Below are 25,158 nucleotides of genomic sequence, written 5' to 3'. Positions count from 1 at the left end.
GGGTGGGTCTGCATGGCGCGAGCCAGGGCGGCTGGATCGCGCCGCTGGCCGCCAGCCGGACGCCGGCGGACTTCGTCATCGTCGGCTTCGGCCTGGCCTATGGCGCGCTGGCGGAGGACAGCGACCAGGTGATGCTGGATCTCAAGGCCAAGGGGTGGGGCGATGATGTGCTGGGACAGGCGCGCGAGATCACCGATGTGACCGGCGCCTTTATCGCCTCGCACGGGGCGGTCGGCTTTGACGGTCTGGAGGCCGTGCGGGCCAAATACCGGGCCCAGCCCTGGTTCGCCGACATCAGGGGCGAGTTCACCGGCCTTTTGCTGAACACGCCGAACGACCAGATCGTCGCCATGGCCCCGGTGCTCGATGTCGGAACTTCGTGGGATTACGATCCGCTGCCGGTGCTGAGCCGTCTGGACGCGCCCATGCTGTGGATCCAGGCGGAAGACGACACCGGCGCGCCGCCCGAAGCCACGCGTCGACGCCTGATTGACCTGGCGGGCCTGGGGCGGCCGATCACCCTGCTGGAGTATCCTGACACCGACCACGGCATCGTAAGGTTCGAGACGGCGGATGACGGCCGGCGCACCTCAATCGGTTATGCGCCGGGCTATTACCAGGCCGTGTTGGATTGGGCGCGGACAGGGCGGTTGGACGGAGCTTATGGCGACGGGCGTCTGCTGGCGACGCCCAGGCGGTAAAGACGGTTCGCTGTCGCCCTGCGTCAACTTGCGCGGGGCGAGTATGAGAACGTTCTCAAAAATGGCTTGACGGGTCGCTGCGACCCGTTCCTTAATCCGCGCCAAGGGCGGCGGATCGATCGTTCGGGAGCAGACGCACAGGGCGACAGGGCCGGGACGACGCCGTTCCCCCGCGTCTTTCCGCGTGTTTCCCGAGCCTCAAGACGCACGTCCTCCTGGTTCACCCTGCGAGGAAATCCGATGCGCGCGACTGTTTCCCTGATGGTTCTGGCTCTGGCCGTGAGCGGCGGCGCCCCAGCCCTGGCCCAGACGGCCGAGGTTCCCGAGGCGGCGCGCGCCAACCCGGCGCTTTGGCCCCAGGCGGCGACGCCGGCGGCGATCAGCGACGCGCGGACCGAGGCCTTCGTCGCCGAACTGATGGCCAAGATGACGCTGGAGGAGAAGGTCGGTCAGCTGATCCAGGCCGACATCGGCTCGATCACGCCGGACGATCTGAAGACCTATCCGCTGGGCTCCATCCTGGCGGGCGGCAGTTCGGGTCCGTGGGGCGACGACAAGGCGACGGCGCAGAAGTGGCTGGACCTGGCCCGCGCCTTCCGCGCGGCCAACGAAGCGCGCGGCGGAACGGTGATCCCGCTGATCTATGGCATCGACGCCGTGCACGGGCACAACAACGTCCCCGGCGCGACCATCTTCCCGCACAATATCGGCCTGGGCGCCGCGCGCGATCCCGACCTGATCCGGCGGATCGGGGCGGCGACGGCGATGGAGGTGGCGGTCACGGGGGCGGAATGGACCTTCGGCCCGACCCTGGCCGTGCCGCGCGACGACCGCTGGGGCCGCGCCTATGAGGGCTATGCCGAGGACCCGGAGGTCCAGCGGTCCTACGCCGGGCCGATGACCCTGGGGCTGCAGGGCGAACTGCAACCGGGCCGCCCGCTGGCGCCTGGCCATATCGCCGGATCGGCGAAACATTTCCTGGCCGACGGCGGCACCTTCGAGGGCGAGGATCAGGGCGATTTCCGGGGGACCGAGCAGGAGCTGATCGACGTCCATCTGGGCGGCTATGTTCAGGCCATCGATGCGGGCGTGCTGTCGATCATGGCCAGTTTCTCGGGCTGGAACGGGGTCAAACACTCGGGCAATCCGACCCTGCTGACCGACGTGCTGCGCGGGCCGCTGGGGTTCAAGGGGTTTGTGGTGTCCGACTGGAACGCCCATGGGCAACTGCCGGGCTGCACCAATGAGAGCTGCGCCCTGGCGGTGAATTCGGGCATCGACATGCTGATGGCGCCCGACAGCTGGAAGCCGCTGTACGCCTCGACCCTGGCCCAGGCGAAGTCGGGCGAAATCCCGATGGCGCGGGTGAACGAGGCGGTACGCCGCATCCTGGTCGCCAAGGTCAAGACCGGCCTGTTCGAACCGGCGCGGCCGATGGAGGGCCGGTTCGAGGAACTGGCCTCGCCCGCCCACCGCGCCCTGGCCCGCGAGGCGGTGCGCAAGTCGCTGGTGCTGCTGAAGAACGACGGCGTCCTGCCGGTCCGGGCCGATGCCCGGGTGCTGGTGGCCGGAACGGCGGCCGACGATATCGGTCAGGCCTCGGGCGGATGGACCCTGAGCTGGCAGGGGACGGGCAATTCCAACGCCGACTTCCCCCAGGGCCAGTCGATCTGGGGCGGGATCGAGGAGGCGGTGAAGGCCGGGGGCGGCAGCGCCACCCTGAGCGCCGACGGGTCGTTCACCCAGAAGCCGGACGTGGCCATCGTCGTCTTCGGCGAGACCCCCTATGCCGAGTTCCAGGGCGATGTGGACAATCTGGACTATGTGCCCGATGCGCCGCTGGAGACGCTGAAGCGGCTGAAGGCGGCGGGGATTCCGACCGTGTCGGTCTTCCTGTCCGGGCGGCCGATGTGGACCAACCCGGAGATCAACCAGTCGGACGCCTTCGTCGCCGCCTGGCTGCCGGGCACCGAGGGCGGCGGGGTCGCCGACATCCTGGTGGGCGGGCCCGACGGCAAACCGCGCAACGACTTCCACGGCAAACTGTCGTTCAGCTGGCCCAAGGATGCGACCGGGACGCCGCTGAACCACGGCCAGCCCGGTTATGATCCCCAGTTCGCCTATGGATACGGCCTGACCTACGCCGCGCCGGCACGGGTCGGGATGCTGTCGGAAGATAGCGGCGTCTCGGCCGAGGCGACCAATCTGGATCGCTATTTCGTCGACGGGCGGTTCGTCTCGCCGTGGAGCCTGCTGCTGAACGACGCCGGAGGCCAGACCCGGCCCGGCACGGCCAAGGTCTCGTCCAGCCCGCGCGGCGGCGTCGCCTCGCGCCCGATCGACGACCTGGCCCAGGAAAGCGGCCAGCAGTTCGTCTTCGCCGGCGAGGGGCCGGCCAGCGTCGAGATCTGGGGCACGCCCGTCGATCTGACGCGCCAGGCCAATGGGGCGGTGGCGCTGGGCTTCCGCTATCGCGTGGACGCCGCGCCGTCGGAGCCCGTGCGCTTCCTGCTGGGTGGCGGAGCAACCGACCTGACCGGCCTGCTGCGGTCGGCCCCGGTCGGTCAATGGCGCGAGGCTCGCATCCCCCTGACCTGTTTCCGCACCGATGGCGGCGACCTGTCGCGAGTCGAGGTCCCGTTCCACATGGCGACCAGCGGCACGCTGACGGTGTCGGTGTCGGAGATCAAGCTGGACTCCAGCCAGACGGAGACGCGCTGCCCGGCGTGAGGGCGAAGGCGGCGTTAATCGGCGGAGGTTCTCCGTCCTCCTTGGTGAAGGCGGCCCTGCTGCCGGAAATCCTCCGGCAAGCCGGTGGGTGTTATCATCGACGAAACCCGCGCCGCTGTCATTTTTCTGTCGGCGATTTGTCGTCTGGCGAGATTATTAATGATTCCACCATTCTGGAAATACGGGTGCTTCTGCCCGTGAATGGTGGGAGGTCATCATGAGGACGATCATTGCCGGGCTCGCGCTCGGTCTCGTCGCAACGGCGGCGTTCGCTCAAACACAACAGGCGGCGTTCTTTGCTCTGCGAGGCAAGGGAGCCGCAGGATGGACGGCGCACTGCACTTTGCAGCGTGTGGATGGACGCACCCTGGAGCGCGACATAGAGGGGCGGCGGGACCGTCTCGAAGTCATCGCCTCACGGAGTATCGTCAGCGGGCGGTGCGAGTATCAGGCGACCGCTGAAGGCCCTGTCGAACTGAGTTTCGACGATAGCCGTTTCGCCTGCCCCTTCCCCTCCACGGGGGACGTGTGTGTCAGGCGGATCGAGGCGGGTGAAAGCGGCGGCTTTGATGTTCGCATGAAGCCCTGACGGGGGTAGGCGGATGCGGGAAAGCGCTTGCTTCGCTGTTTTATTCCATTATCTCGGAAATATGGAAAACGAAGAAGCAATTCTCGCATTCGCCGCCCTTGCCCAGTCGACGCGGATGGAGGCTTTCCGGCTTCTGGTGCGACACGAACCGGATGGTCTTCCCGCCGGGGAAATAGCGCAGGCGCTGGCTGTGCCCGCCAACACCATGTCGGCCCATCTCGGCGTTCTTACGCGGGCGAAGCTGATCACGGCCGAACGCCATAGCCGGTCGATCATCTATCGGGTCGATCTTGAGCGGATGCGGGGCTTGATCGTCTTCCTGTTGAAGGACTGCTGCCAGGGCCGATCCGAATTGTGCGAGCCGCTGCTCGCCGAACTGACCTGCTGCTAGGGCGCGCCATGGACATCGTCATCTATCACAACCCGGCCTGCGGCACCTCGCGCAATACGCTGGCGCTTATCCGCCATGCGGGGATCGAGCCGCATGTGATCGAATATCTGAACTCCCCGCCGTCGCGGACGATGGTGGCGCAACTGGCCCAGCGCGCGGGCGTCGCTGTGCGCGATCTGCTGCGCGAGAAGGGGACGCCCTTTGCCGAACTCGGGCTGGGCGATCCGTCCTTGACGGACGATCAGTTGCTGGACGCCATCGCGGCGCACCCGATCCTGATGAACCGGCCGGTGGTGGTGTCGCCGCTGGGCGTCAAACTGTGCCGTCCTTCGGAAGCGGTGCTGGACCTGCTGCCGGAGGGGGCGCTGGGCGCGTTCACGAAAGAGGATGGCGAAGTGGTGATCGACGCCGACGGCCGGAGGCCCGAGTGAGCGCCACGCCCGGCCGCCGTCTTTCCTTCCTCGACCGCTGGCTGACTCTCTGGATTTTCGCGGCTATGGCGGGGGGCGTTTTCCTGGGAGTGGCCGTTCCGAGCCTGCCGCAATTCCTCGACGGGCTGTCGATCGGCACGACGAACATTCCCATCGCCATCGGCCTGATCCTGATGATGTATCCGCCGCTGGCGCGGGTGAAATACGAGGAACTGCACCGGGTATTCGCGGACAAGCGGGTGCTGGCCCTGTCCCTGTTCCAGAACTGGGTCCTGGGGCCGGTGCTGATGTTCGGCCTGGCGGTGATCTTCCTGCGCGACGAGCCCGCCTATATGACGGGGCTGATCCTGATCGGTCTGGCGCGCTGTATCGCCATGGTGCTGGTGTGGAACCAACTGGCCAAGGGCGACAGCCAGTATGTGGCGGGGCTGGTGGCCTTCAACTCGATATTCCAGATCGCCTTCTTCAGCGTCTATGCCTGGCTGTTCCTGACCGTCCTGCCGCCCCTGTTCGGCCTGGAGGGCAGCGTCATCGACGTGTCCTTCTGGACTATAGCCGGAGCCGTGCTGATCTATCTGGGTCTACCGTTTCTGGGCGGTTTTCTGACGCGACGCATTCTGATCCCGCGCATGGGAGAGGAGGGCTATCAACGGCGGGTGCTGGACCGGATCGCGCCGATCACCCTGATCGCGCTGCTGTTCACCATCGTCGCCATGTTCAGCCTCAAGGGCGCCGACGTGCTGGCCCTGCCGCTGGACGCCCTGCGCATCGCCGTGCCGCTGGCGCTGTATTTCCTCATCATGTTCGTGGTCAGCTTCCTGATGGGCAGGCTGATCGAGGTGGACTATCCGCGCACCACCGCCCTGGCCTTCACCGCCGCCTCGAACAATTTCGAACTGGCCATCGCGGTGGCGATCGCGGCGTTTGGCCTGGCCTCGCCGGTGGCCTTCGCCACGGTGATCGGCCCCTTGGTGGAGGTGCCGGTGCTGGTGATGCTGGTGTCGGTCGCGCTGTGGCTGGGCCGCCGATATTTCCCGGCGACCGCGCCGGCGGATGAGGGGGCATGAGCCGCCTTCGCGTCTTGCCCGAGCCTGATCGATTTCCCGCGCTCGATCCGGCCTTCCTGGAGCATGCGCCGGCCCTGGGGCTGGGGTCTGCGGATCATCCGCCGCGCATCCTGCTGCTCTACGGTTCGCTGCGGGCGCGGTCCTATTCCCGTCTTTGCGTGGAGGAGGCGGCGCGGCTACTGCGGCTGATGGGGTGCGAAACCCGCATCTTCGATCCGTCCGATCTGCCCCTGACGGATCTGATCGAGGGGGATGATCACCCCGCCGTCCATGAACTGCGTGAACACGCCCTGTGGTCGGAGGGCATGGTCTGGTGCAGCCCCGAACGCCACGGGCAGATCTCGGGCGTCATGAAGCTCCAGATCGATCACCTGCCGCTGAACATGGGTGGGATCCGGCCCACCCAGGGCCGCACCCTGGCGGTGATGCAGGTGAACGCGGGCTCGCAGAGTTTCAACACCGTGAACGCGCTGCGTATTCTCGGCCGATGGATGCGAATGATCACTATTCCCAACCAGTCCAGCGTGGCCAAGGCCTATCAGGAATTCGACGACGACGGCCGCATGAAGCCGTCGCCTTACTACGACCGGCTGGTGGACGTGATGGAGGAACTGGTCAAGTTCACCCTGCTGACGCGCGGCAAGGCGGACCATCTGGTGGATCGCTACAGCGAGCGGAAGGAACAGGGGCGCGAGGTTCGCGGCGCCGACCACCTGGCGTCCCTGAACGAACGGACGAACTGAAGGTCGGCGAGTTCAGCGCGTGGGCGTGGCGCGCTCCAGGCCGTAGAGGGCCTCGACGATGTCTTCGGCCTTTTGCTGGACCAGCTGCTGGGCGTCGTGGACGCCGCGATTGTAGAAGACGCCGCCGATCTCCTTGCCGATGAAGTCCAGCAGCATCTCGGCCGGGAGCTGGCCCAGATCCTGATCCAGTTCGCGGCTGAAATAGTCGCGCAGTCTGGCCGTGGCGGCGGTGCGTTCTTCCTTGGAGAATTCGATCGGCTTGATCATCAGGCGACCTCGGCGAGCGCTTCCTCGGCGGCGACCCAGGCGGCCTCGGCGGCGGCGAGGTCGGCTTCGGTCTTGGCGCGGGCGCGGGTCAGACCTTCCAGGGCCTTGGGATTATTGACCGAGGCGGTGGCCATGTCGTCGTCGATACGGGCGATCTCGGCGGTCAGGCGGGCCATGTTTTCCTCGGCCTTCTTGACGGCGTGACGCAGGGTCGAGGGCGAAGGCCCTGATCTCTTGTCGTTCTTTCGGTTCTTGTTGTCCTGAACCGGCGCAGCCGCCGCCTCTTCCTTCTTGATCTGGCTGGGCTTGGCGATGGCCTGTTTGGCGCGGTCGAGGACGAACTTGGCGTAGTCGTCCATGTCGCCGTCGAAGGGCTTCACCGTGCCGTCGGCGGCCAGCCACAGGCGGTCGGCCACCATCTCCATCAGTGACCGGTCGTGGGTGACCAGGATGACGGCGCCGGAATAGTCGTTCAGGGCGTCCAGCAGGGCGCGGCGGCTGTCGATGTCCAGGTGGTTGGTCGGTTCGTCGAGGATCAGGACGTGGGGCGCGTCCATGGCCACCATGTTCAGCAGCAGGCGGGCGCGCTCGCCGCCCGACAGGCTGTCGACCGTGGTCTCCTGCTTCTCATAGCCCAGGCCGAACTGGGCCAGTTTGGAGCGGCGGGCGCTTTCGGGCGCATCCGGCATGGCGCGGCGGATGATCTCCAGCGGCGTGTCGGTCGGGTCCATGGCCTCGATCTGGTGCTGGTGGAACCAGCCGACGCGCATCTTGCGGTCGCGGTGCAATTCGCCCTCGGAGACGTTCAGGGCGCCGGCGATCATCTTGGCGAAGGTCGACTTGCCGGCGCCGTTGACGCCCAGAAGGCCGATACGGTCGTCCAGATCCATGCGCAGGTTCAGATTGCGCAGGATCGGCTTGCCGACGTCATAGCCGACATTGGCCCGCTCCAGCCGGATCAGCGGCGGCGCCAGGGGGCGTGGCGGCGAGGGCAGGGTGAAGGGGGCGACGCGCTCCTCGATGGTGGTGGCCACGGGCTGCATCTTCTCCAGCCGCTTCATCCGCGACTGGGCCTGGGCGGCCTTGGACGCCTTGGCCTTGAAGCGGTCGACGAAGGACTGCAGGTGGGCGCGTTCGGCGTCCTGTTTCGCCTTGGCCGACAGCTGCAGCCGGGCCTTTTCGGCGCGGGCCTTTTCGAAGGCGTCGTAATTGCCGGTGTAGAGGGTCAGGGTGTGGTTCGCGAGGTGCAGGATATGGGTGCAGACCTCGTTCAGCATCTCGCGGTCGTGGGAGATGATCAGGGCCGTGTGCGGGTATTTCTTCAGGCGGGCCTCCAGCCACAGGGCGCCTTCCAGGTCGAGGTAGTTGGTCGGCTCGTCGAGCAGCAGCATGTCCGGCTCGGCGAACAGGGCGGCGGCCAGGGCGACGCGCATGCGCCAGCCGCCCGAGAACTCGGACATCGGCCGGGCCTGGTTCTCCTGGTCGAAGCCGAGGCCGACCAGGATTTCGGCGGCGCGGGCGGGGGCCGCGTCGGCGTCGATCTCGATCAGACGGGACCAGATCTCGCCCATCTCCTCGGGGGGCGCCGTCTCCAGCCGGCCCAGCAGGGTGTGGCGTTCGACGTCGGCTTCCAGAATGGTGTCGATGACGCTGACCGGCGTGGCCGGGTGTTCCTGATCGACCGAGCCGATGCGGGCGGTCTTGGGCAGACTGATCTCGTCGCCGGCGGCGTGAAGCTCGCCCAGGATCAGCTTGAACAGGGTCGACTTGCCGATGCCGTTGCGGCCGACCAGACCGACCTTGGCACCGGGCGGGAGGCTGACGGAGGCGTCGACGAGGAATTTGCGGCCCCAGGCGTTGAAGGTCAGGTCGGTGATCTGGAGCATGGGAGGCGCAATGGACTTTCTGACTGGTCATCTCTATATGACCAGTCATGACGTATGATCTTGTAAGCGGCGAGGTCGTCATAACGGCGACGGAGTTCAAGGCCAAGTGCCTGGACCTGCTGGACCGCGTGAACTCGGGCGAGATTCGCAGGGTTCGCATCACCAAACGCGGCAAGGAAGTTGGCCTGTTAATCACGCCGAAGGGCGAGGTGGCGGAGCCTTGGGATCCTCGCAGCATCTTTGGCTGTATGAAGAATGAAACCACTCTGCCAGACGATTTGGACATTGATGGCCCGATCTATGATCCTGAGCTTCACGGTGTGGTCGATCCACTTCGTGGATTGACACACGGCACATGACGGCAATCCTTCTCGATACCAACGCCTTCATCCGCATCGTCACTGGCGCAAAGCTCCGCTCAGAAGCGATGGATGCGATTGAGCGCGCCGCCGCCGATCGTTGTCTTTGGGTCTCGGCCGTGACGGCGTGGGAGATTGGACTACTAGCGGATTCGACCCATACGGGCCCGACGCTTGGCTTGGGGCCCGATCCAATTGGATGGTGGGTGCGGAGTACAGAGCGTACCAGAGTGCTTCAACTGCCGTTGGACGGTGAGGCGGCGCTCGCCGCATCCTATCTGCCTGAACCCTTTCATAAGGATCCGGCCGACCGGATGCTGGTTGCACAAGCCCGCCAAGGGGATCTGACTTTGACCACCCGCGACCGCGCCATTCTCGACTACGCCGCCGCCGGTCACGTGCGCGCCATCGCCTGCTGAAAGACGGCTTGGCGCGGGGGCGGGGCGTCGCTATAAGCCCGCGACCTTATTCTCCCTAACAAGAAGTCAATTCCCATGACCGAACGCACCTTCTCGATCATCAAGCCCGACGCGACCCGCCGCAACCTGACCGGCGCGATCAACGCCGTGATCGAAGGCGCCGGCCTGCGCATTGTGGCCCAGCGCCGCGTCAAGCTGTCGACCGACCAGGCCAAGAAATTCTACGAAGTTCACGCCGAGCGTCCGTTCTACGGCGAACTGGTCGACCAGATGACCGCCGAACCGGTCGTCGTTCAGGTGCTGGAAGGCGACAACGCCGTCGCCAAATACCGTGAAGTCATGGGCGCCACCAACCCGGAACAGGCCGCTGAAGGCACTATCCGCAAGCAATTCGCCCTTTCGATCGGCGAGAACTCGGTCCACGGTTCGGACAGCCAGGACAACGCCAAGCTCGAGATCGAGCAGTTCTTCACCGAAGACCAGATCGTCGGCTAAGGCGCTCAAGTTGCAAGGGACCGCGTCCCGAGCATAACAACGCTATAGAGGCCCGCGTCCGGAACCGGACGCGGGCCTTTTTGTTTGGTCTCCATCGACGCTTCCCCGATGTCCCTGGAGAACACCTCATGAAGACCCTGCTGAAACTGACCCCCGTCATCGGCGCCGTGGCCCTGCTGGCCGCGTGTGGCCAGACCATGGAACAACGCGCCGCCACCGGCGCCCTGGGCGGAGCGGTCGCCGGCCAGGTGGTTGGCGGCAACACCGGCTCGACCGTCGCCGGCGCCGCGATCGGCGCTGTCGCGGGTGCGGCGACCACGCCCAAGTAAGGCGTCGCCTTAGCCCCATGGAAAAGGCCCGGAGCGTCTGCTCCGGGCCTTTTCTGCGTCTGGAGCCAGAGGTCGCGCCAAACGCGCGTGCGCTCCTTTGGGAAGGTCAGGTCTGCGACAGGCCTTTGCAGAAATCGCTCAGCACGCGCGGATACAGCTCATGTTCCGCCGTCTTGACCCGTTCGGCCAGGCTGGCGGGCGTGTCGACGGGCAGGATGGGAATGCGGGCCTGGCCCAGGATCGGGCCCTCGTCCACGCCCTCGGTGACCAGGTGGACGGTGCAGCCGGCCTCGGCGTCGCCGGCGGTTATGGCGCGGGCGTGGGTGTCGAGGCCCGGATAGAGGGGCAGCAGGCTGGGGTGAATGTTCAGCATCCGGCTGGCCCATGCGCGCACCAGCCAGGGCGTCAGGATACGCATATAGCCGGCCAGGGCCACGACCTCGATCCCTGCGGCGCGCAGGGCTTCGTCGACCCCGTGTTCGTGAGCCTCGCGGTTCTTGCCGAACGGCGCATGGGGGATGGCGAGCGTGTCCACGCCCTTGGCTGCGGCGATGGCCAAACCGCCCGCGCCCTCGACGTTCGACACGACCAGGGCGACCTCATAGCCGCTGTCGGCGGCCCGACCGGCGTCGATCAGGGCCGCCATGTTGGAGCCGGTCCCGGAGATCAGGACCGCGACGCGCGTCTTCACGGGATCAGGCCGCTTCCAGCTGTCCGCAGACGAAGGCGACCTCGCCGGCGTTGAGCAGGGCCGCCAGGACGGGTTCGGCGTTCTCGGGCGAGACGATCAGGATGAAGCCGACGCCGCAGTTGAAGGTGCGGCGCATTTCGTGGTCGCTGATGCCGCCGGTTTCGGCCAGCCACTGGAAGACCTGAGGCATCGGCCATGCGTTCCAGTCGAACGAAGCCTTCAGGCCCTCGGCGATGCAGCGGGGCGGGTTTTCGATCAGGCCGCCGCCGGTGATATGGGCCGCGCCCTTGACCAGGCCCGCCTTCATCAGCGGCAGGACCGGCTTCACATAGATGCGGGTCGGCTCCATCAGGGCCTGGGCCAGCGAACGGTCCTTGGCGAAGGGGGCGTCGTCGCCCCAGGCCAGGCCGGACTTTTCGACCACCTTGCGCACCAGCGAATAGCCGTTCGAGTGCGGGCCGGTGGAGGCCAGGCCGATGATGATGTCGCCGGCGGCCTGACGGTCCAGATAGGGCAGGGCGTGGCCGCGCTCGACGGCGCCGAGGCTGAAGCCGGCCAGGTCGTAGTCGCCGTCGGTGTACATGCCCGGCATTTCGGCGGTCTCGCCGCCCACAAGGGCGCAGCCGGCCTGGCGGCAGCCCTCGGCGATGCCGGCGACGACGCGGCGGGCAGCGTCGATTTCGAGCCGGCCGGTGGCGTAATAGTCGAGGAACAGCAGCGGCTCGGCGCCCTGGGCCAGAAGGTCGTTGACGCACATGGCGACCAGATCGACGCCGACGCCATCATGACGGCCGGTCTCGATGGCGATCTTCAGCTTGGTGCCGACGCCGTCGGTGGTGGTGACGATCAGCGGATCCTCGAAACCGGCGGCCTTGAGGTCGAACAGGGCGCCGAAACCGCCTAGCGAGGGCTCCGATCCGGGGCGCGCCGTCGACCTGGCCAGGGGCTTGATGTGTTCGACCAGCATCTCGCCTGCGTCGATGTCCACGCCGGCGTCGGCGTAGGTCAGGCCGTTTTCGAGAGGCTTTTGGGGGTCGCTCATGGTGATCAGGCCTGGAATCGGGGCGGAAATGCAGCGCGGCTCTTGCCACAGGTGGGTTGCGGGGGGCTATAGCATCGGAATGACGCCGATCACCACCAATGAGGCGCTGGCCGATTTCTGCGCCCGCCTCGCCACCGCCCCGTTCATCACGGTCGACACCGAGTTCATGCGGGAAACGACCTACTGGCCCCGGCTGTGCCTGATCCAGGCCGCCTCCGCGGACCACGCCGGAATCATCGACCCGATGGCGGAAGGCCTGGACCTGGAGCCCTTCCTGGACCTGCTGCGCGATCCGAACATCATCAAGGTCTTCCACGCCTGTCGTCAGGACGTGGAGATTTTCGTGCGGCTGGGCGCCATGCCCAAGCCGATGTTCGACACTCAGGTGGCCGCCATGGCCGCCGGGTTCGGCGAACAGGTCGCCTATGATTCGCTGGTGCGGCAGATGCTGCGCGTTGAACTGGACAAGGGCAGCCGGTTCACCGACTGGGGCCGGCGGCCGCTGTCGGACAGCCAACTGGTCTACGCCCTGGGCGATGTGACCCATCTGGCGGCCCTCTATCCGAAGCTGCGCGACCGGCTGAAGAAGGAAGGACGTCTGGACTGGGTGATGTCGGAGATGGAGAGCCTGATCGACCCGGCCCTCTATGACACCGACCCGGAGAACGCCTGGAAGCGGCTGAAGCCCAAGAAATTCTCGGCCAAATACCTGGCGGCCTTCAAGGCCGTGGCCGTCTGGCGCGAACGCGCCGCCCAGGAACGTGACCAGCCGCGCGGCCGCATCCTGAAGGACGAGGGCATAGACGAGGTCGCCCAGCAGACGCCGACCGATCCGGAAGCCTTCAACCGTCTGCGGTCTGTGCCCAAGGGTTTCGGCGGGTCGCGCCTGGGTCTGGAGTTGGCCGAGGAGTTGAAGCGGGTTCTGGCCGATCCCGAATCCCATGCTCCCGAGATGGAGCGCCCGGCGCACCGTCAGCCGGCGCCGCCGTCGGTGGTAGAACTGCTGAAAGTGCTGCTGAAGGCCAAGAGCGACAACGCCGGGGTGGCCTCCAAGCTGATCGCCACCGTCGCCGACCTGGAGAAGATCGCCGTCGCCGACGACGCCGACGTCGATGCGCTGAAGGGCTGGCGACGTCAGATCTTCGGCGAGGACGCGCTGAAGCTGAAGCGCGGCGAGATCGCCCTGGTGCTGAGCGGCGCCCGGGTCGAGGTGGTCGAAATCGAGGGGTGATCCGTCTCCTCCCCGCGGAGCGGGGAGGCGTCAGGCGGTCGTGGCGGGCGGTTCCCAGAGTTCGATGGGATTGCCCTCGGGATCGTGGATGCGGGCGAAGCGACCGACCTCGGGCGTGGCGTCCCACTCGTCCTTGGTGATGATGTCCACGCCCGCCGCCCTGAGCGAGGCGAGCAGGTCGTCCAGGCCCTCGACCCGCAGGTTCAGCATCCAGCGCTTGTCGGCGGCGAAATAGTCGGTGGTCTCCTTGAAGGGCGAGAAGACGGTCGGACCCGCCTGCTGATCCCATAGGAACTGCCCTTCCGGTGCGCCGACGCCGAGATGGGTCAGGTACCAGGCCGCCAGACCCTGCGGGTCCTGTGCACGAAAGAAGAAGCCGCCGATTCCGGTCACGGGCATGATCGCCTCCCTTGAATTTGGAAGAGGCTGAACCCTGTTCGTCCGCCTGTCTAGATCGACAGGCCCAGACCCATGGCCTCGGCCAGGGCCTTGGCGCGTTTCCGGGTCTGTTCGCCCAGCAGCACGTCGGCGTAGCCGTCGGTCGCCGTCAGTTGGAGGTCGCCGCCCTTCACCGTCGCCGTGGCGTTGGCCAGCAATTGCGGAGACCGGCCCGACAGGTCGCAGGCCAGGCGGATGGCGAGGCCGAGGGCGCGGGCGCGTTTGGCGGCGTCGTCGTTCAGCAGGCGGGTGATGATCTCGGGCTGGGGCGTGGCCGGGCCGCCGCCGTAGCGGGCGTTCAGGGCGCTGGCCAGGAAGGCGCGTTCGGCGTGACTGACGCCGGCGACCGGGGCGCGCAGCACCTGGTCGAACACCAGTTCCAGACGGTGGTCGGGATGCAGGCGCGCGCCCAGGTCCGACAGGCTGCAGGCGGCGGCGGCGAGCACCGCGTCGCGGGTGTCTCCGAAGGCCGGGGGCAGGGCCGCCACGACGTCGGCGATCCAGCCGTTCAGGGCGCCGGGAAGGGCGGGGTCGATGCCCTGCCGCCCGCCCAGGGCCGTACAGCCGGCCAACAACGGATCGGTCGAACGGGTGACCTCGTCCAGGGTATCGAACAGCAGTCCTTCGCGCACGCCCCAGGCGGACATCTCGATCCGCTTGAGGTTCAGATGCTTGATCAGACCCTCCAGCACCAGGCCGGCGTAGGGCAGGGTCTCGGCGCGCTTCCTGGACACGCCCGGCAATTTGATCAGGCTGGCGACCGATTGTTGCGCGACCAGCCGGGCCGTCTCCAGCGCCTCGTCCGCCCCCATCTCGTACTGATGTACGACCTTAAGCGGATAGGATTTCAGCGCCATATGGACCTGGGCCAGGGTGCGCCAGGCGCCGCCGACGGCGTAGAGCCGGTCGGTCTGGAACCGGTCCGCGACGGGCTTCAGCTTCTGGTCGATGCGGGTCTTGATGCGGTCCGCATCGAACCCCTTGCCGTCGGCCAGGGCGAAGGGGCCCAGCGGCAGGGTAAGACCATGCTCGACGCCGTCTGCGTTCAGCCGGGTCAGCTCCAGACTGGCGCCCCCCATGTCGGCCGAGACGCCGTGGGCGTCAGGCGCGCCGGCCAACACGCCCGTGGCGGCGTATTTCGCCTCCTCCTCGCCCGAGAGGACGCGGATCCGCAATCCGGTCTCGGCGGCGACCCGCTGGCAGAATTCAGGTCCGTCCAGAGCCTCCCGCACGGCGGCGGTGGCGGCGATCAGGGTGGCGTCGGGCCGGACCCCCTCCAGAACGGCGGCGAAGCGGCGCAGGGCGGTCATGGCCATGACCACGCCTTCAGGCGAGAGCTTGCCGGTCGTCGGCAGGTCGCGGCCGAGGCCGGCGAGGACCTTTTCGTTGAAGACGGTCCAGATCGCCCGGCCCTCCAGCCGATAGAGCACCAGGCGGACCGAGTTCGAGCCGATGTCGATGGCCGCGACGTCGCGGCCGGTAAGCGGGATGTCGGGCATCAGCGGCCGGGACGCTCGTAACGGAGAACGGCGGGCAGGGTCTTCACCTTGCGGCCGCGGCCCGACAGGCTGGGGTTGGTCATGAAATACTGGTGAGCCGAGAAGGGCCGCTCAGGATCGGCGGGGATGACGCGGGTGTAGCGGCCCTCGGCGTCCAGAACCCAGCTTTGCGCATCGTCCTTCAGATTGGCGACCATGATCTGGTCCAGCACCTGGTCATGGACGGTGGCGTTGCGGATGGGGGTCATCAACTCGACCCGGCGGTCCAGGTTGCGCGTCATCCAGTCGGCGGACGAGATGAAGACCTTGGCCTTGTCGTGCGGCAGGTCCTTGCCGTTGGCGAAACAGACGATGCGGCTGTGTTCCAGGAAACGGCCGACGATCGATTTCACGCGGATGTTCTCGGACAGGCCGGTCACGCCCGGACGCAGGCAGCAGATGCCGCGCACGACCAGGTCGATGCGCACGCCCCACTGGCTGGCCCGGTACAGGGCGTCGATGATCTGGGGATCGACCAGGGAGTTCAGCTTGACCCAGATGGCGGCCGGCTTGCCCATGGCGGCGGCCGACATCTCCTTGCCGATCAGTTCGATCAGGGTCGACTTCATGTTGAGCGGCGAGACCACCAGGGCCTCGAGCTCGTCCGGCGTGGCGTAGCCGGTGATGTAGTTGAACACCCGGCTGGCGTCGCGACCGAGCACCGGGTCGCACGAGAACAGCGACAGGTCGGTGTAGATCTTGGCCGTGATCGGGTGATAGTTGCCGGTGCCGAAGTGGCAGTAGGTCTTCAGACCGTCGCCCTCGCGGCGCACCACGACGCTGACCTTGGCGTGGGTCTTGTATTCGACGAAGCCGAAGACGACGTGGACCCCGGCCCGTTCCATCGCCCGGGCCCAGCGCAGATTGGCCTCCTCGTCGAAGCGGGCCTTCAGCTCGACCAGGGCGGTGACGTTCTTGCCGTTTTCGGCCGCCTCGATCAGGGCGGCGACGATCGGGCTGTCCTTGGAGGTGCGATACAGGGTCTGTTTGATCGCCAGGACATTGGGGTCGCGAGCGGCCTGGCGCAGGAACTGGACCACCACGTCGAAGCTCTCGAACGGATGGTGGATCAGCATGTCCTTCTCGCGGATCGCCGCGAAGACGTCGCCGCCGTTGTCGCGGACCCGCTCGGGATATCGTGGCTCGTAGCCCTTGAACTTCAGGTCCGGGTGGCCGCCGGGGATCAGGTCCGAAAGCTGGGCCAGGCCCAGCATGCCGTCGACCAGAACCACGTCCTGGGGCGCCGCCTCCAGTTCGCCGACGATGAAGTCGCGCAGATCGGCGGGCATCGAGGCCTCGATCTTGACCCGGACGACCGAACCCAGGCGCCGCTGTTTCAGCGCCTCTTCGAACTCGAGCACCAGATCCTCGGCCTCTTCCTCGATCTCGATGTCGCTGTCCCGGATCAGGCGTAGCAGACCCTTTTCCAGAACTTCGCAGCCCGGGAAGAGGTGGTCGATGAACAGCAGCAGCACGTTTTCGAGCGTGATGAACCGCTTACGGCCCGGCGCAGAACGGCCGTCGGTGGGCAGTTCCCAGAAGCGCCGCACCTGGGTCGGCACCGGCACCAGGGCGTAGAAGGTCTTGGTCTCGCCCTTGCGTTTCAGCTTCAGCGCCAGGGAGAAGCCCAGGTTGGGCAGGAAGGGGAAGGGGTGGGCCGGGTCGATGGCAAGAGGGGTCAGGACGGCGAAGAGGTGGTTCAGGAACTCGGGCTCCAGCCGTTCCCTTTCAGTCTTGGTCAGACGATTCCGATCGACGACCTCGATGCCGGCGGTGACCAGTTCCTTCTTCAACTGGCGCCAGCGCACCTGTTGTTCGGCCATCAGTTCGCCGGCCGAGATATTGATCCGCTCCAGCTGTTCGGCCGGGGTTAGACCGTCGGCCGAGAGAACCCGGACACGCTCGCGCAACTGGCCCTTCAGGCCGGCGACGCGGGTCATGAAGAACTCGTCGAGATTATTGGCCGAGATGGAGACGAACCGCAGCCGTTCCAGCAGCGGGTGGTTCGGATTGGCCGCCTCTTCCAGCACACGCTCGTTGAAGGCCAGCCAGGAGATCTCGCGGTTGAAGAACCGCGTGGGCGAGGCGATCAATTCCTCGTTGAGCGCGAGTTGGGGCGCGCGGGAGGCGGGAACTTCCTCGCCCCGGGTAGCGTCGTGGATGGCGGCGTCGGTCATGGGCCGGTTCTCGCCCGCGACTGTGACGTCCGCAAGCGGGGGTTTGACATTTTCCTGAGCGGCTGTTCGTCAGGCCTGATTTATGGTTAAGGTTGTTTTCCCGTTGGGTAAAGATTGCAGAGGGTGTCGTGGTCTTCGTGTTTGGGACGTTGGTTGTGGGCGTAGCTGCAACCGTCATCGTCTGGGACATGGCGGGACAGCCGACGCCTCAGCGGATTTTTCGGCGGTTGAAGCGTCGGTTCGTGCGCGGGCCGCGGCGCAAGATCTGACGTCTTCGCCACGCTGGACGGGTCAGTCGTTGTCGGCGCCGGTCGGGTCGGCCATCTGGTCCAAAGCCTGGCGGGCCAGGATACGGGTGACGGGGCGGTGCAAGGCGTCCAGGCGCTCGACCACGGTGGCGGCCGTGTCGGCCGAGCGATCCAGACGTCGCACCAGATAGTCGATCACATCCTCGGCCGGGGTGATGCTGCGTTCGGCGAACCGGGCGCGCAGGATGGCGGACAGGACAAGATCATCGGGCGCCGCGATTTCGACCGTGCGGACAGCGTCCAGACGCGAGCGCAGATCGGGCAGGGCCACCGACCAGCGTCGCGGCGCAGAGCGCGACACCAGCAGCAGGGCGCCGCCGCCCGCGTTGGCCAGATTGATCAGGTGAAACAGGCTCTCGTCGTCGGCGTCCGGCGCGCGGTCCAGCAGGACCGGGCGGCCCTCCAGCTCCAGCGGATCGACCAAGGCGGCCTCGGCGCCGTTCAGCGGCACGGCGCCGACGCGTTCGGCCCAGTCGGCGGCCAGCCGGCTCTTGCCCGACCCCGCCGGCCCGTGCAGGGCCAGAACCGAGCCGACGCCGTCAGGCCAGCCCGCCAGGACGCGCACGGCCTCGGCGTTGCTGTCCGAGGTCACGAAGGCCTCGCCCACGAGGTGGCGTTCCAGCGGCAGACGCAGCTGCTGGGCGGTCGGTCGGATCAAGGCGCGCTGGGCGGGCATGAGGCCGTCATAGCAGAGGCGAAGGCCAGCTGCGTCGCTGGGGCCTGTTGGTAGCGGGGAGGGAAGACCCGCCCTGTGGATGAAATCAGGCGAAATCGGCCAGGACGGGGTTCAGCTTGCCCGCCTTGAACTCGGTGATCCTGTAATCGGCCAGACCGTGAACCTGGAACGGGTCGGCCTTCAGCAGGGCTTCCAGCTCTTCCTTCGTGCCGCCGCCACGCACGACCAGTATGCCGCCGGTGCGCGGAACCATGGGGCCGGCGGCGAGGATCAGGCCGCTGGCGACATGCAGGTCCAGCCAGGCGCGATGTTCGACCGTCTTCGCCTCGATGGCCTCGATCGGCTGGGTGTAGGTGATGGTGACGATGAACATGGGCGGCCTCGCGGTTTCAACCAACCAAGGCTATCGCGCGGCGCCGACGCCTTTGCAACGGCTGAAACCTTGACTTTCCGGGGCGATGATGCGCCCTACGCCGCTTCGATTTCGGGCGCCGACGGCGTCAGATTCCACCGCCAAAGTCTCCAGACGGTCCCTTCATGCACGCCTACCGCTCCCATACCTGCGGCGCCCTGCGCGCCTCCGACGCCGGTTCCGCCGTCCGCCTGTCCGGCTGGGTGCATCGGAAGCGCGATCACGGCGGCCTGCTGTTCATCGACCTGCGCGATCACTACGGCCTGACGCAGCTGGTGCTGCACCCCGAGACGCCCGGCTTCGCCGCAGTGGAGCGTCTGCGCGCCGAGAGCGTGATCAAGATCGACGGCGAAGTGGTCGCCCGTGAAGCCGGCGTGGTGAACCCCAACTTGCCGACCGGCGAGATCGAAGTCCGCGTCCAGGGCGTCGAGGTTCTGTCGGAAGCCGCCGAACTGCCGCTGCCGGTCTTCGGCGAGCCGGAATATCCCGAGGAAATCCGCCTCAAGCACCGCTATCTCGACCTGCGCCGCGAGACCCTGCACAAGAATATCGTGCTGCGTTCGCGGGTGATCCAGTCGATCCGCAACCACATGTTCGCCCAGGGCTTCCTGGAATATCAGACGCCGATCCTGACGGCCTCGTCGCCGGAAGGCGCGCGCGACTTCCTGGTGCCGTCGCGCCTGCATCCCGAGAAATTCTACGCCCTGCCGCAGGCGCCGCAGCAGTTCAAACAGCTGCTGATGGTGTCGGGCTTTGACCGCTATTTCCAGATCGCGCCCTGCTTCCGCGATGAAGACCTGCGCGCCGACCGGTCGCTGGAATTCTACCAGCTCGACGTCGAGATGAGCTTCGTGACCCAGGAAGACGTCTTCGCCGCCATCGAGCCCGTCATGCACGGCGTGTTCGAGGAGTTCGGCGAGGGCAAGCCTGTGTCGCCCATCGACGGCGTCCACACCTTCACCAACGATTTCGGCGAGACCTTCGAGCACAAGGGGTTCGAGCGCCTGACCTACGCCCAGTCGATGGCCTGGTACGGTTCGGACAAGCCGGACCTGCGCAACCCGATCAAGATGCAGGTGGTGTCGGACCATTTCCGCGACGGCGGCTTCGGCCTGTTCGCCAAGATCCTGGGCGCCGACGAGAAGAACGCCGTCTGGGCGATCCCGGCGCCGACCGGCGGATCGCGCGCCTTCTGTGACCGCATGAACTCGTGGGCGCAGGGAGAGGGCCAGCCGGGCCTGGGCTATATATTCTGGTCCGAGGACCAGGGCGCCTGGGGCGGCCCGATCGCCAAGAACCTGGGGCAGGAACCGACCGAGGCGCTGATGGCCTCGTTGGGTCTGGGCCAGGGCGACGCCGCCTTCTTCGTCGCCGGCCTGCCCTCGGTCTTCGCCAAGTTCGCCGGCCTGGCCCGCACCCGCGTGGGAACGGAGCTGAAGCTGATCGACGAGAACCAGTTCAAATTCTGCTGGATCGTCGACTTCCCGATGTTCGAATGGTCTGAAGAAGAGAAGAAGGTCGACTTCAGCCACAACCCCTTCTCGATGCCGCAGGGCGGGCTGGAGGCGCTGGAAAACCAGGATCCGCTGACCATCCGCGCCTATCAGTACGACATCGTCTGCAACGGCTATGAGCTGTGCTCGGGCGCGATCCGGAACCACAAGGCCGAGATCATGCTGAAGGCCTTCGAGATCGCCGGCTATGACGCCTCGGTGGTCGAGGAGCAGTTCGGCGGCATGCTGAACGCCTTCCGCTTCGGCGCCCCGCCGCACGGCGGCCTGGCCCCCGGCATCGACCGGATCGTCATGCTGCTGGCCGGTCAGCAGGCCATCCGCGAGGTGATCGCCTTCCCGCTGAACCAGCAGGGCGAGGACCTGCTGATGAGCGCCCCGGCCAATGTGCAGGAGCGTCAGCTGAAGGAACTGCACATCCGCACGGCGCCGCCGATCAAGGTCTGATCGCCCGCCAGTCGCAAGACAACGAAGAAGGGGACGCCGCGAGGCGTCCCCTTTTTGCTGATCAGTGTTCGGCGCTGGCGAAGTTGCGGACGCGCGGCGGGGCGGGCGGCGCAGGGGGCGCGGGCGGGGTGCGGATCACCCGGATGGATCCGCGACAGGCGTGGGCCGTCAGGCGGCCTGGCAGGCGGGTGGAGCCGTCGCCGCACGCCTCGCTGATCTGGTCCTGCGTCAGGTTGCGCGCGCTGGACAGGTCCGCGCCCCGGATGTCGGTGCGGCGCAGCGACGCGTCATTGAAGTCGGCGCGGGCGAAGGTTCCGCCGGTCAGGCGGGCGCCGTCCAGACTGGCGTCGCGGAACGAGGCGCCGGAGAAGTCGCCGCCCGACAGGTTGGAGGCGTTGATCTCCGCATCGCTGAAGTTGGCGCCGACGGCATGGACGTTGGCCAGGGTGGCGCCGAACAGTTCGCTCTCCGAGAAATCGGCGCCCGCCAAGGTCGCGCCGTTGAAGTTCACGCCGTGGAGTTCGGCGCCCGACAGGTCGGCGCGGCTCAGATTGGCGCGGACGAACGACGAGCCCTGGGCCTCGGCCCCCGTCAGGACGGCAGAGGTGAAATTGGTCGAGGTCAGGTTGGCGCCGACGATCTCGACCCCCGCCAGATTGGCGCGGCTGAAATCGCTGCCGGTGAAGTTGGAGCCGACCATCTCGGCGCCGCGCAGATTGGCGCCGACCAGGGTGGCGTTGATGAAGCTGGCGCCTGTGAAGGTGGCGCCCGACAGATTGCGGCCCGACAGTTCGCAGCGGTTGCAGGATCCGCCCAGGGAGACCGAACGGGCGACATCGCGATCCTGAAGCGTCATCTCCACCCCGGCGAAGGCGGGGCCGGCAAGCAGCAGTCCAGCCGTAGCGATCAGGGAGACCTTAAGAGAGAACGGTGTGTGGCGAGCAATCTGTTTCACCCAGTCTGAATGCCCCGAAAGCCCCGCCATACCTACTTAAATCGAGGTAATTTCATTAAAACCAAGCAAGAAGACAGGCCGTCAGCAGGCGGAAATACGTAGGTTTCCCGGCAGGACGGTCGAGCTGTCTCCGCATGCCCGGTTCAGTTGGGGCTGCGTCAGGCCGGTCGCGCGCGACAGGTTGGCGCCGGAGAGGTTGGTCCCCGTCAGGTTCGCGCCCGAGAAGGCCGCGCCCTGCAGATAGGCGCCGACGAAGCCGGCGTTGGTCAGGTCGGCCCCCGAGAAGTTCGAGCTGGAGAAGACGCCGCCATAGGCCTCGACATCACGCATGTCGGCGTTCGAGAACCGGGTGCGGTTCATGACGCTGAGGCTCAGATCCGCCTGACGCAGGCGGGCGCCGGAAAGGTTCAGTCCGCGCGCCTCAAGTCCCGAGAAGTCGCCTTGGAACAGATTGCAGCCCGGGCAGGAGGCGCCGCGTTTCACAGAGGCGATCTGACCCGCGTTCTGGGCCAGGACGGGCGTGGCGGCCGTCGCGAGGACGGCGAGGGCGAAGGAAAGGGCGGTCAGGCGGGACATCGGGTCGCTCCAGCGAAGGCGTCGCATCGAGACAGTCTAGGCCCCAGCCGTTAACTTAGCCCTGATCCCCGCCCTGAAGCGCCGGCGACGCTCCACAGGTGTCGCAGACCCAGGCGTGACCGCGTTGCTGCAGGCTGAAGTCGCCACAGGCGGGGCAGGCGACCGCCTCGGTGGCCGCCGCGACCTTGGCGTCGGGCTCGGCCTTCTTGCCGAAGGGCAGGACGACCAGATTGTCCGGCGCGGAACCGCGGGCGAACCCCTTGGAGATGAAGCGGGCGGCCGGCACGGCCTCGCCCTCGTCGGGTTTCCCATCGCCCAGCCCGTCTGCATTCAGGGTCTCGGGCCCGGCGTTGGCCAGTTCGTCGCGGTCCAGATAGGAGACGCCCAGTTCGCGGAAGATATAGTCGAGGATCGAGGTCGCCGAACGGATGGAGTCATTGCCGGTGACGCGTCCAGCCGGCTCGAACCGGGTGAAGACGAAGGCGTCGACAAACTCGTCCAGCGGCACGCCGTATTGCAGGCCGATGGAGATGGCGATGGCGAAATTGTTCATCAGACTGCGGAAGGCGGCGCCTTCCTTGTGCATGTCGATGAAGATCTCACCGAGCTCGCCGTCCTCGTATTCGCCTGTGTGGATATAGACCTTGTGGCCGCCGACGGCCGCCTTCTGGATATAGCCCTTGCGCCGGTCCGGCAGTTTGCGCCGCGCCCGTTCGCGTTCGATAACGCGTTCGACGATCCGTTCGGTCGGCGGCGCGACAGGTTGCGCCACGGCTGGTGAACGAGGCGTGTCGAAGCGCGGCGCCGAATCCGTCTTGGGCAGAGTCAGCAAGGGACCGGGCGGCGGGGCCGCGCGGCGCAGGCGGATCGCGCGTCGGCCCTCGCCGGCGGCCTGGCTGAGGCGGCGGGCGGCCTGGGCGGCGGTCGCGCGCCAGTCCAGGATCTCGGCGCTCGTGTCGGGGACGTCGCTGAACGGCTCCAGCGCAAGGCGCAACTCGGCTTCCAGCAAGGCGGGCTCAGCCAGCAGGGCGGCGACGGCGGGCGGCGCCTCGGGCCAGTCCTTCAGGTCGCCGCAGCCGAAGACCCAGCGCGCCGCCTCGGCCTCGGCCTCCTCGGGCACGCCCAGCAGATTCAGCAGGGGGCCGTCGCCGTCCTCCAGCCCCAGCACATCGCGAATGAAGCCGGGATCGAGTACGGGGGCGGCGAAGACGGCGTCGAAGCCGTCGGCCCAGGCCAGCGCCTGTTCGACCGCCGCCAGTTCGATGTCGGTGAAGCCGAAGGCGCGCAGGGCGGCATGGTCGACGCCGGGCGCCTCGACCAGGGTGCGGCGTCCGAAAAGCCGCCGCTCGGCGGCCTGGACGTCTCCACCCGCGCCGGTCAGGACCCGCGCCAGCCAGGGAGACAGACGTCGGCCGATCTCGCCGTCGGCGGTCTGGAAGACATCCAGAACCGAGGGAGCGCCCAGGCCCAGGCGCAACCGCGCCTCGGCGTCGTCGATGAACAGGCCGATCGCGGCGTGGCGGCGAGGGGCGGCGGTCTTGACGGACGCCTTGGCGGCGACAACGGAGAGGGGATCGGCATTGGTCTTCAGCCGGTTGCGGCGGGCCTTGTCGACATCGGCCAACTGGCTCTTCAGGCCGTCCCATTCGGCGCAGGGGCCGCGCAGCCGCGCCAGTTCGACCGAGGTCTGGGCCGCCGATGCGGCGACCAGGGCCGCGACCGCTTCGGCGCGCGCACTGAGGTCGCCGTCAGCCGGGGCCAGAGCAGGAGCCAGACCCTCGAGACCCAGGGCGACGACGGCGCCGGATCCCTGGAGATCGAGGGCCACGATCCAGAGCCGCACCAGATCGGGCAGAAGGTCGAAGGTCCCGGCGATGCCCTCGATATTCTCCAGGGCGGCGAGGGCCGACAGATCCAGCACGGCGCCGCTGAAGGCCGGCTCGGCCAGGACCTCGGCGTCGCGCGGATCGAAGGTCAGGATCAGGCCGCCGTCCAACGCGGCCTCGGCGGCCAGCAGGGCCTCGGGCGCGCCGGCGGCGATCTGGGTCCTGGACGCGAGGGCGACCAGGGGCGCGCCCTCGTCGAAGGGACGCAGGGCCAGGGCGGGCCGTTCGCCGTCGACGGCGCGCAGGATGTCGGCGTCGGTCGCGCCGCGCCGGCGCGCGGTGGCGGCCGCGCGACCAAGGGCGGGATTGCGCGAGGGATCGCTGCAGTCGCCGTGCGGTCCCTCACAGCGATCCACGGCGTCGGCGACGGCGCGCAAGGCGTCCGCCAGGGTCTCGGCCGACTGAAGCGCCAGTCGCGCGGTCATGCGGTCGGCCCTGTGTTCGGCCAGCCGCGTCTGGGCGGCGGGATCGGACAGGTTGACGATCTGGGCGGAGACGGTCGATCCGGCCGGAGCCGCGAGACCCAGCCAGACGGTCGCCGCCAGTTCGGCGGCGAAAGCCTCAGCCTCGGCCGGGTCGGCGAAGACATTTTCGGCCAGACCCTTGGCGGCCAGGCGTTCGGCCCAGGCGTCCACGCCGCCGTTCAGTACGTCGCCGGTCGGCGAGGCGGCGAGCGACAGGGTTTCGCACCAGTCGAGCCAGGATTCGATCCGCGCGTCCGACCATGCCGTCGGCGCCTGAACCTCATGGATCGTGGCGGCGCGCTCGATGGCGCGGGTCTCCATCATGACCCGCCGAGCGCGGGCGACGAAGCCGGATTGAAAGCGCATGGGCCAGCGTCTCCCCGAAGGCGTCCGACTACA

Annotated in this window: 25 protein-coding genes; 13 read left to right on the top strand and 12 right to left on the bottom strand. The window is 67.3% G+C overall.

The window, feature by feature from the left end:
- From H2037_RS06520 to arsH, 7 genes are all read left to right on the top strand, one after another.
- The coding region (locus tag H2037_RS06520; RefSeq protein ID WP_292119294.1) for a hypothetical protein at nt 1-701 on the top strand (701 nt) is incomplete at its 5' end.
- Between the two features lie 240 nt (nt 702-941).
- On the top strand, nt 942-3,431 hold the full coding sequence (locus H2037_RS06515; protein WP_292119291.1) for an exo 1,3/1,4-beta-D-glucan glucohydrolase: 2,490 nt from the start codon (nt 942-944) through the stop codon (nt 3,429-3,431).
- Between the two features lie 217 nt (nt 3,432-3,648).
- Nucleotides 3,649-4,020, top strand: a complete 372-nt coding sequence (locus tag H2037_RS06510) for a hypothetical protein (RefSeq protein ID WP_292119289.1) — start codon at nt 3,649-3,651, stop codon at nt 4,018-4,020.
- A 61-nt stretch (nt 4,021-4,081) separates the two neighbouring features.
- Nucleotides 4,082-4,411 carry a metalloregulator ArsR/SmtB family transcription factor gene (locus tag H2037_RS06505; protein ID WP_292119304.1) on the top strand — a complete coding sequence of 110 codons (330 nt, stop codon included), beginning with the start codon at nt 4,082-4,084 and terminating at the stop codon, nt 4,409-4,411.
- Between the two features lie 8 nt (nt 4,412-4,419).
- Entirely contained in the window at nt 4,420-4,842 is a 423-nt protein-coding gene (arsC, locus tag H2037_RS06500) for an arsenate reductase (glutaredoxin) (protein ID WP_292119286.1), read from the top strand.
- Entirely contained in the window at nt 4,839-5,909 is a 1,071-nt protein-coding gene (gene arsB, locus H2037_RS06495) for an ACR3 family arsenite efflux transporter (protein WP_292119283.1), read from the top strand. The genes arsC and arsB overlap by 4 nt, the downstream gene beginning before the upstream one ends.
- Nucleotides 5,906-6,652: an arsenical resistance protein ArsH gene (gene arsH / locus H2037_RS06490; protein ID WP_292119282.1), complete on the top strand. Its 747-nt coding sequence runs from the start codon at nt 5,906-5,908 to the stop codon at nt 6,650-6,652. The genes arsB and arsH overlap by 4 nt, the downstream gene beginning before the upstream one ends.
- Before the next feature lie 12 nt (nt 6,653-6,664).
- Here arsH and H2037_RS06485 read toward each other — a convergent pair whose 3' ends face one another.
- Both H2037_RS06485 and H2037_RS06480 read right to left on the bottom strand, forming a co-directional pair.
- Nucleotides 6,665-6,919, bottom strand: a complete 255-nt coding sequence (locus H2037_RS06485; protein WP_292119279.1) for a DUF2164 domain-containing protein — start codon at nt 6,917-6,919, stop codon at nt 6,665-6,667.
- Nucleotides 6,919-8,805, bottom strand: a complete 1,887-nt coding sequence (locus H2037_RS06480) for an ABC-F family ATP-binding cassette domain-containing protein (protein WP_292119276.1) — start codon at nt 8,803-8,805, stop codon at nt 6,919-6,921. Before H2037_RS06480 ends, H2037_RS06485 begins: the two co-directional genes overlap by 1 nt.
- A 47-nt stretch (nt 8,806-8,852) precedes the next feature.
- Here H2037_RS06480 and H2037_RS06475 point away from each other — a divergent pair, with 47 nt between their 5' ends.
- The 4 genes from H2037_RS06475 to H2037_RS06460 all read left to right on the top strand — a co-directional run bounded on the left by H2037_RS06475 (nt 8,853) and on the right by H2037_RS06460 (nt 10,407).
- On the top strand, nt 8,853-9,164 hold the full coding sequence (locus H2037_RS06475) for a type II toxin-antitoxin system prevent-host-death family antitoxin (RefSeq protein WP_292119274.1): 312 nt from the start codon (nt 8,853-8,855) through the stop codon (nt 9,162-9,164).
- Nucleotides 9,161-9,583 (top strand): type II toxin-antitoxin system VapC family toxin, encoded by a 423-nt coding sequence (locus H2037_RS06470; RefSeq protein ID WP_292119272.1) that lies wholly within the window; start codon nt 9,161-9,163, stop codon nt 9,581-9,583. Before H2037_RS06475 ends, H2037_RS06470 begins: the two co-directional genes overlap by 4 nt.
- 75 nt (nt 9,584-9,658) lie before the next feature.
- Nucleotides 9,659-10,078, top strand: coding sequence for a nucleoside-diphosphate kinase (gene ndk, locus H2037_RS06465; protein ID WP_292119269.1), 420 nt, complete (start codon nt 9,659-9,661; stop codon nt 10,076-10,078).
- A gap of 128 nt (nt 10,079-10,206) precedes the next feature.
- On the top strand, nt 10,207-10,407 hold the full coding sequence (locus H2037_RS06460) for a hypothetical protein (RefSeq protein WP_008260739.1): 201 nt from the start codon (nt 10,207-10,209) through the stop codon (nt 10,405-10,407).
- 106 nt (nt 10,408-10,513) lie between these two features.
- On the opposite strand, the gene purN is transcribed toward H2037_RS06460, so the two are convergent.
- Both purN and purM read right to left on the bottom strand, forming a co-directional pair.
- Complete coding sequence (gene purN, locus H2037_RS06455; protein ID WP_292119266.1) at nt 10,514-11,098, bottom strand: phosphoribosylglycinamide formyltransferase; 585 nt, start codon at nt 11,096-11,098, stop codon at nt 10,514-10,516.
- Between the two features lie 4 nt (nt 11,099-11,102).
- The gene (gene purM, locus H2037_RS06450) at nt 11,103-12,140 is read right to left on the bottom strand and encodes a phosphoribosylformylglycinamidine cyclo-ligase (RefSeq protein WP_292119263.1); all 1,038 of its coding nucleotides are present in this window, start codon (nt 12,138-12,140) and stop codon (nt 11,103-11,105) included.
- A gap of 79 nt (nt 12,141-12,219) precedes the next feature.
- Between purM and rnd the strand changes: the two genes are divergently transcribed.
- Complete coding sequence (rnd, locus tag H2037_RS06445) at nt 12,220-13,371, top strand: ribonuclease D (RefSeq protein ID WP_292119260.1); 1,152 nt, start codon at nt 12,220-12,222, stop codon at nt 13,369-13,371.
- Between the two features lie 30 nt (nt 13,372-13,401).
- On the opposite strand, the gene H2037_RS06440 is transcribed toward rnd, so the two are convergent.
- From H2037_RS06440 to H2037_RS06420, 5 genes are all read right to left on the bottom strand, one after another.
- Nucleotides 13,402-13,770 (bottom strand): VOC family protein, encoded by a 369-nt coding sequence (locus tag H2037_RS06440; protein WP_292119257.1) that lies wholly within the window; start codon nt 13,768-13,770, stop codon nt 13,402-13,404.
- Nucleotides 13,771-13,820: 50 nt separating this feature from the next.
- Complete coding sequence (locus tag H2037_RS06435; protein WP_292119254.1) at nt 13,821-15,308, bottom strand: Ppx/GppA phosphatase family protein; 1,488 nt, start codon at nt 15,306-15,308, stop codon at nt 13,821-13,823.
- Nucleotides 15,308-17,524 (bottom strand): RNA degradosome polyphosphate kinase, encoded by a 2,217-nt coding sequence (locus tag H2037_RS06430; RefSeq protein WP_292119251.1) that lies wholly within the window; start codon nt 17,522-17,524, stop codon nt 15,308-15,310. The genes H2037_RS06435 and H2037_RS06430 overlap by 1 nt, the downstream gene beginning before the upstream one ends.
- 291 nt (nt 17,525-17,815) lie before the next feature.
- Nucleotides 17,816-18,508: a chromosomal replication initiator DnaA gene (locus H2037_RS06425; protein WP_292119249.1), complete on the bottom strand. Its 693-nt coding sequence runs from the start codon at nt 18,506-18,508 to the stop codon at nt 17,816-17,818.
- 85 nt (nt 18,509-18,593) lie between these two features.
- Entirely contained in the window at nt 18,594-18,881 is a 288-nt protein-coding gene (locus H2037_RS06420; protein ID WP_292119246.1) for a YciI family protein, read from the bottom strand.
- Nucleotides 18,882-19,045: 164 nt separating this feature from the next.
- On the opposite strand from H2037_RS06420, the gene aspS reads away from it, so the two are divergent.
- On the top strand, nt 19,046-20,878 hold the full coding sequence (gene aspS / locus H2037_RS06415; protein ID WP_292119244.1) for an aspartate--tRNA ligase: 1,833 nt from the start codon (nt 19,046-19,048) through the stop codon (nt 20,876-20,878).
- Nucleotides 20,879-20,939: 61 nt separating this feature from the next.
- Here aspS and H2037_RS06410 read toward each other — a convergent pair whose 3' ends face one another.
- The 3 genes from H2037_RS06410 to H2037_RS06400 all read right to left on the bottom strand — a co-directional run bounded on the left by H2037_RS06410 (nt 20,940) and on the right by H2037_RS06400 (nt 25,125).
- A complete protein-coding gene (locus H2037_RS06410; protein ID WP_292119242.1) occupies nt 20,940-21,833 on the bottom strand; it encodes a pentapeptide repeat-containing protein in 894 nt (297 codons plus the stop codon).
- 81 nt (nt 21,834-21,914) lie between these two features.
- Nucleotides 21,915-22,409: a pentapeptide repeat-containing protein gene (locus H2037_RS06405; protein ID WP_292119239.1), complete on the bottom strand. Its 495-nt coding sequence runs from the start codon at nt 22,407-22,409 to the stop codon at nt 21,915-21,917.
- 55 nt (nt 22,410-22,464) lie between these two features.
- A complete protein-coding gene (locus tag H2037_RS06400) occupies nt 22,465-25,125 on the bottom strand; it encodes a TSCPD domain-containing protein (RefSeq protein WP_292119237.1) in 2,661 nt (886 codons plus the stop codon).
- Nucleotides 25,126-25,158 lie beyond the last annotated feature (33 nt).

This window comes from Brevundimonas sp. (assembly GCF_013912065.1).
Classification (GTDB): domain Bacteria; phylum Pseudomonadota; class Alphaproteobacteria; order Caulobacterales; family Caulobacteraceae; genus Brevundimonas.
Note: the sequence above shows the minus strand (reverse complement) of the source record. Positions and strands in the feature narration are given on the sequence as shown.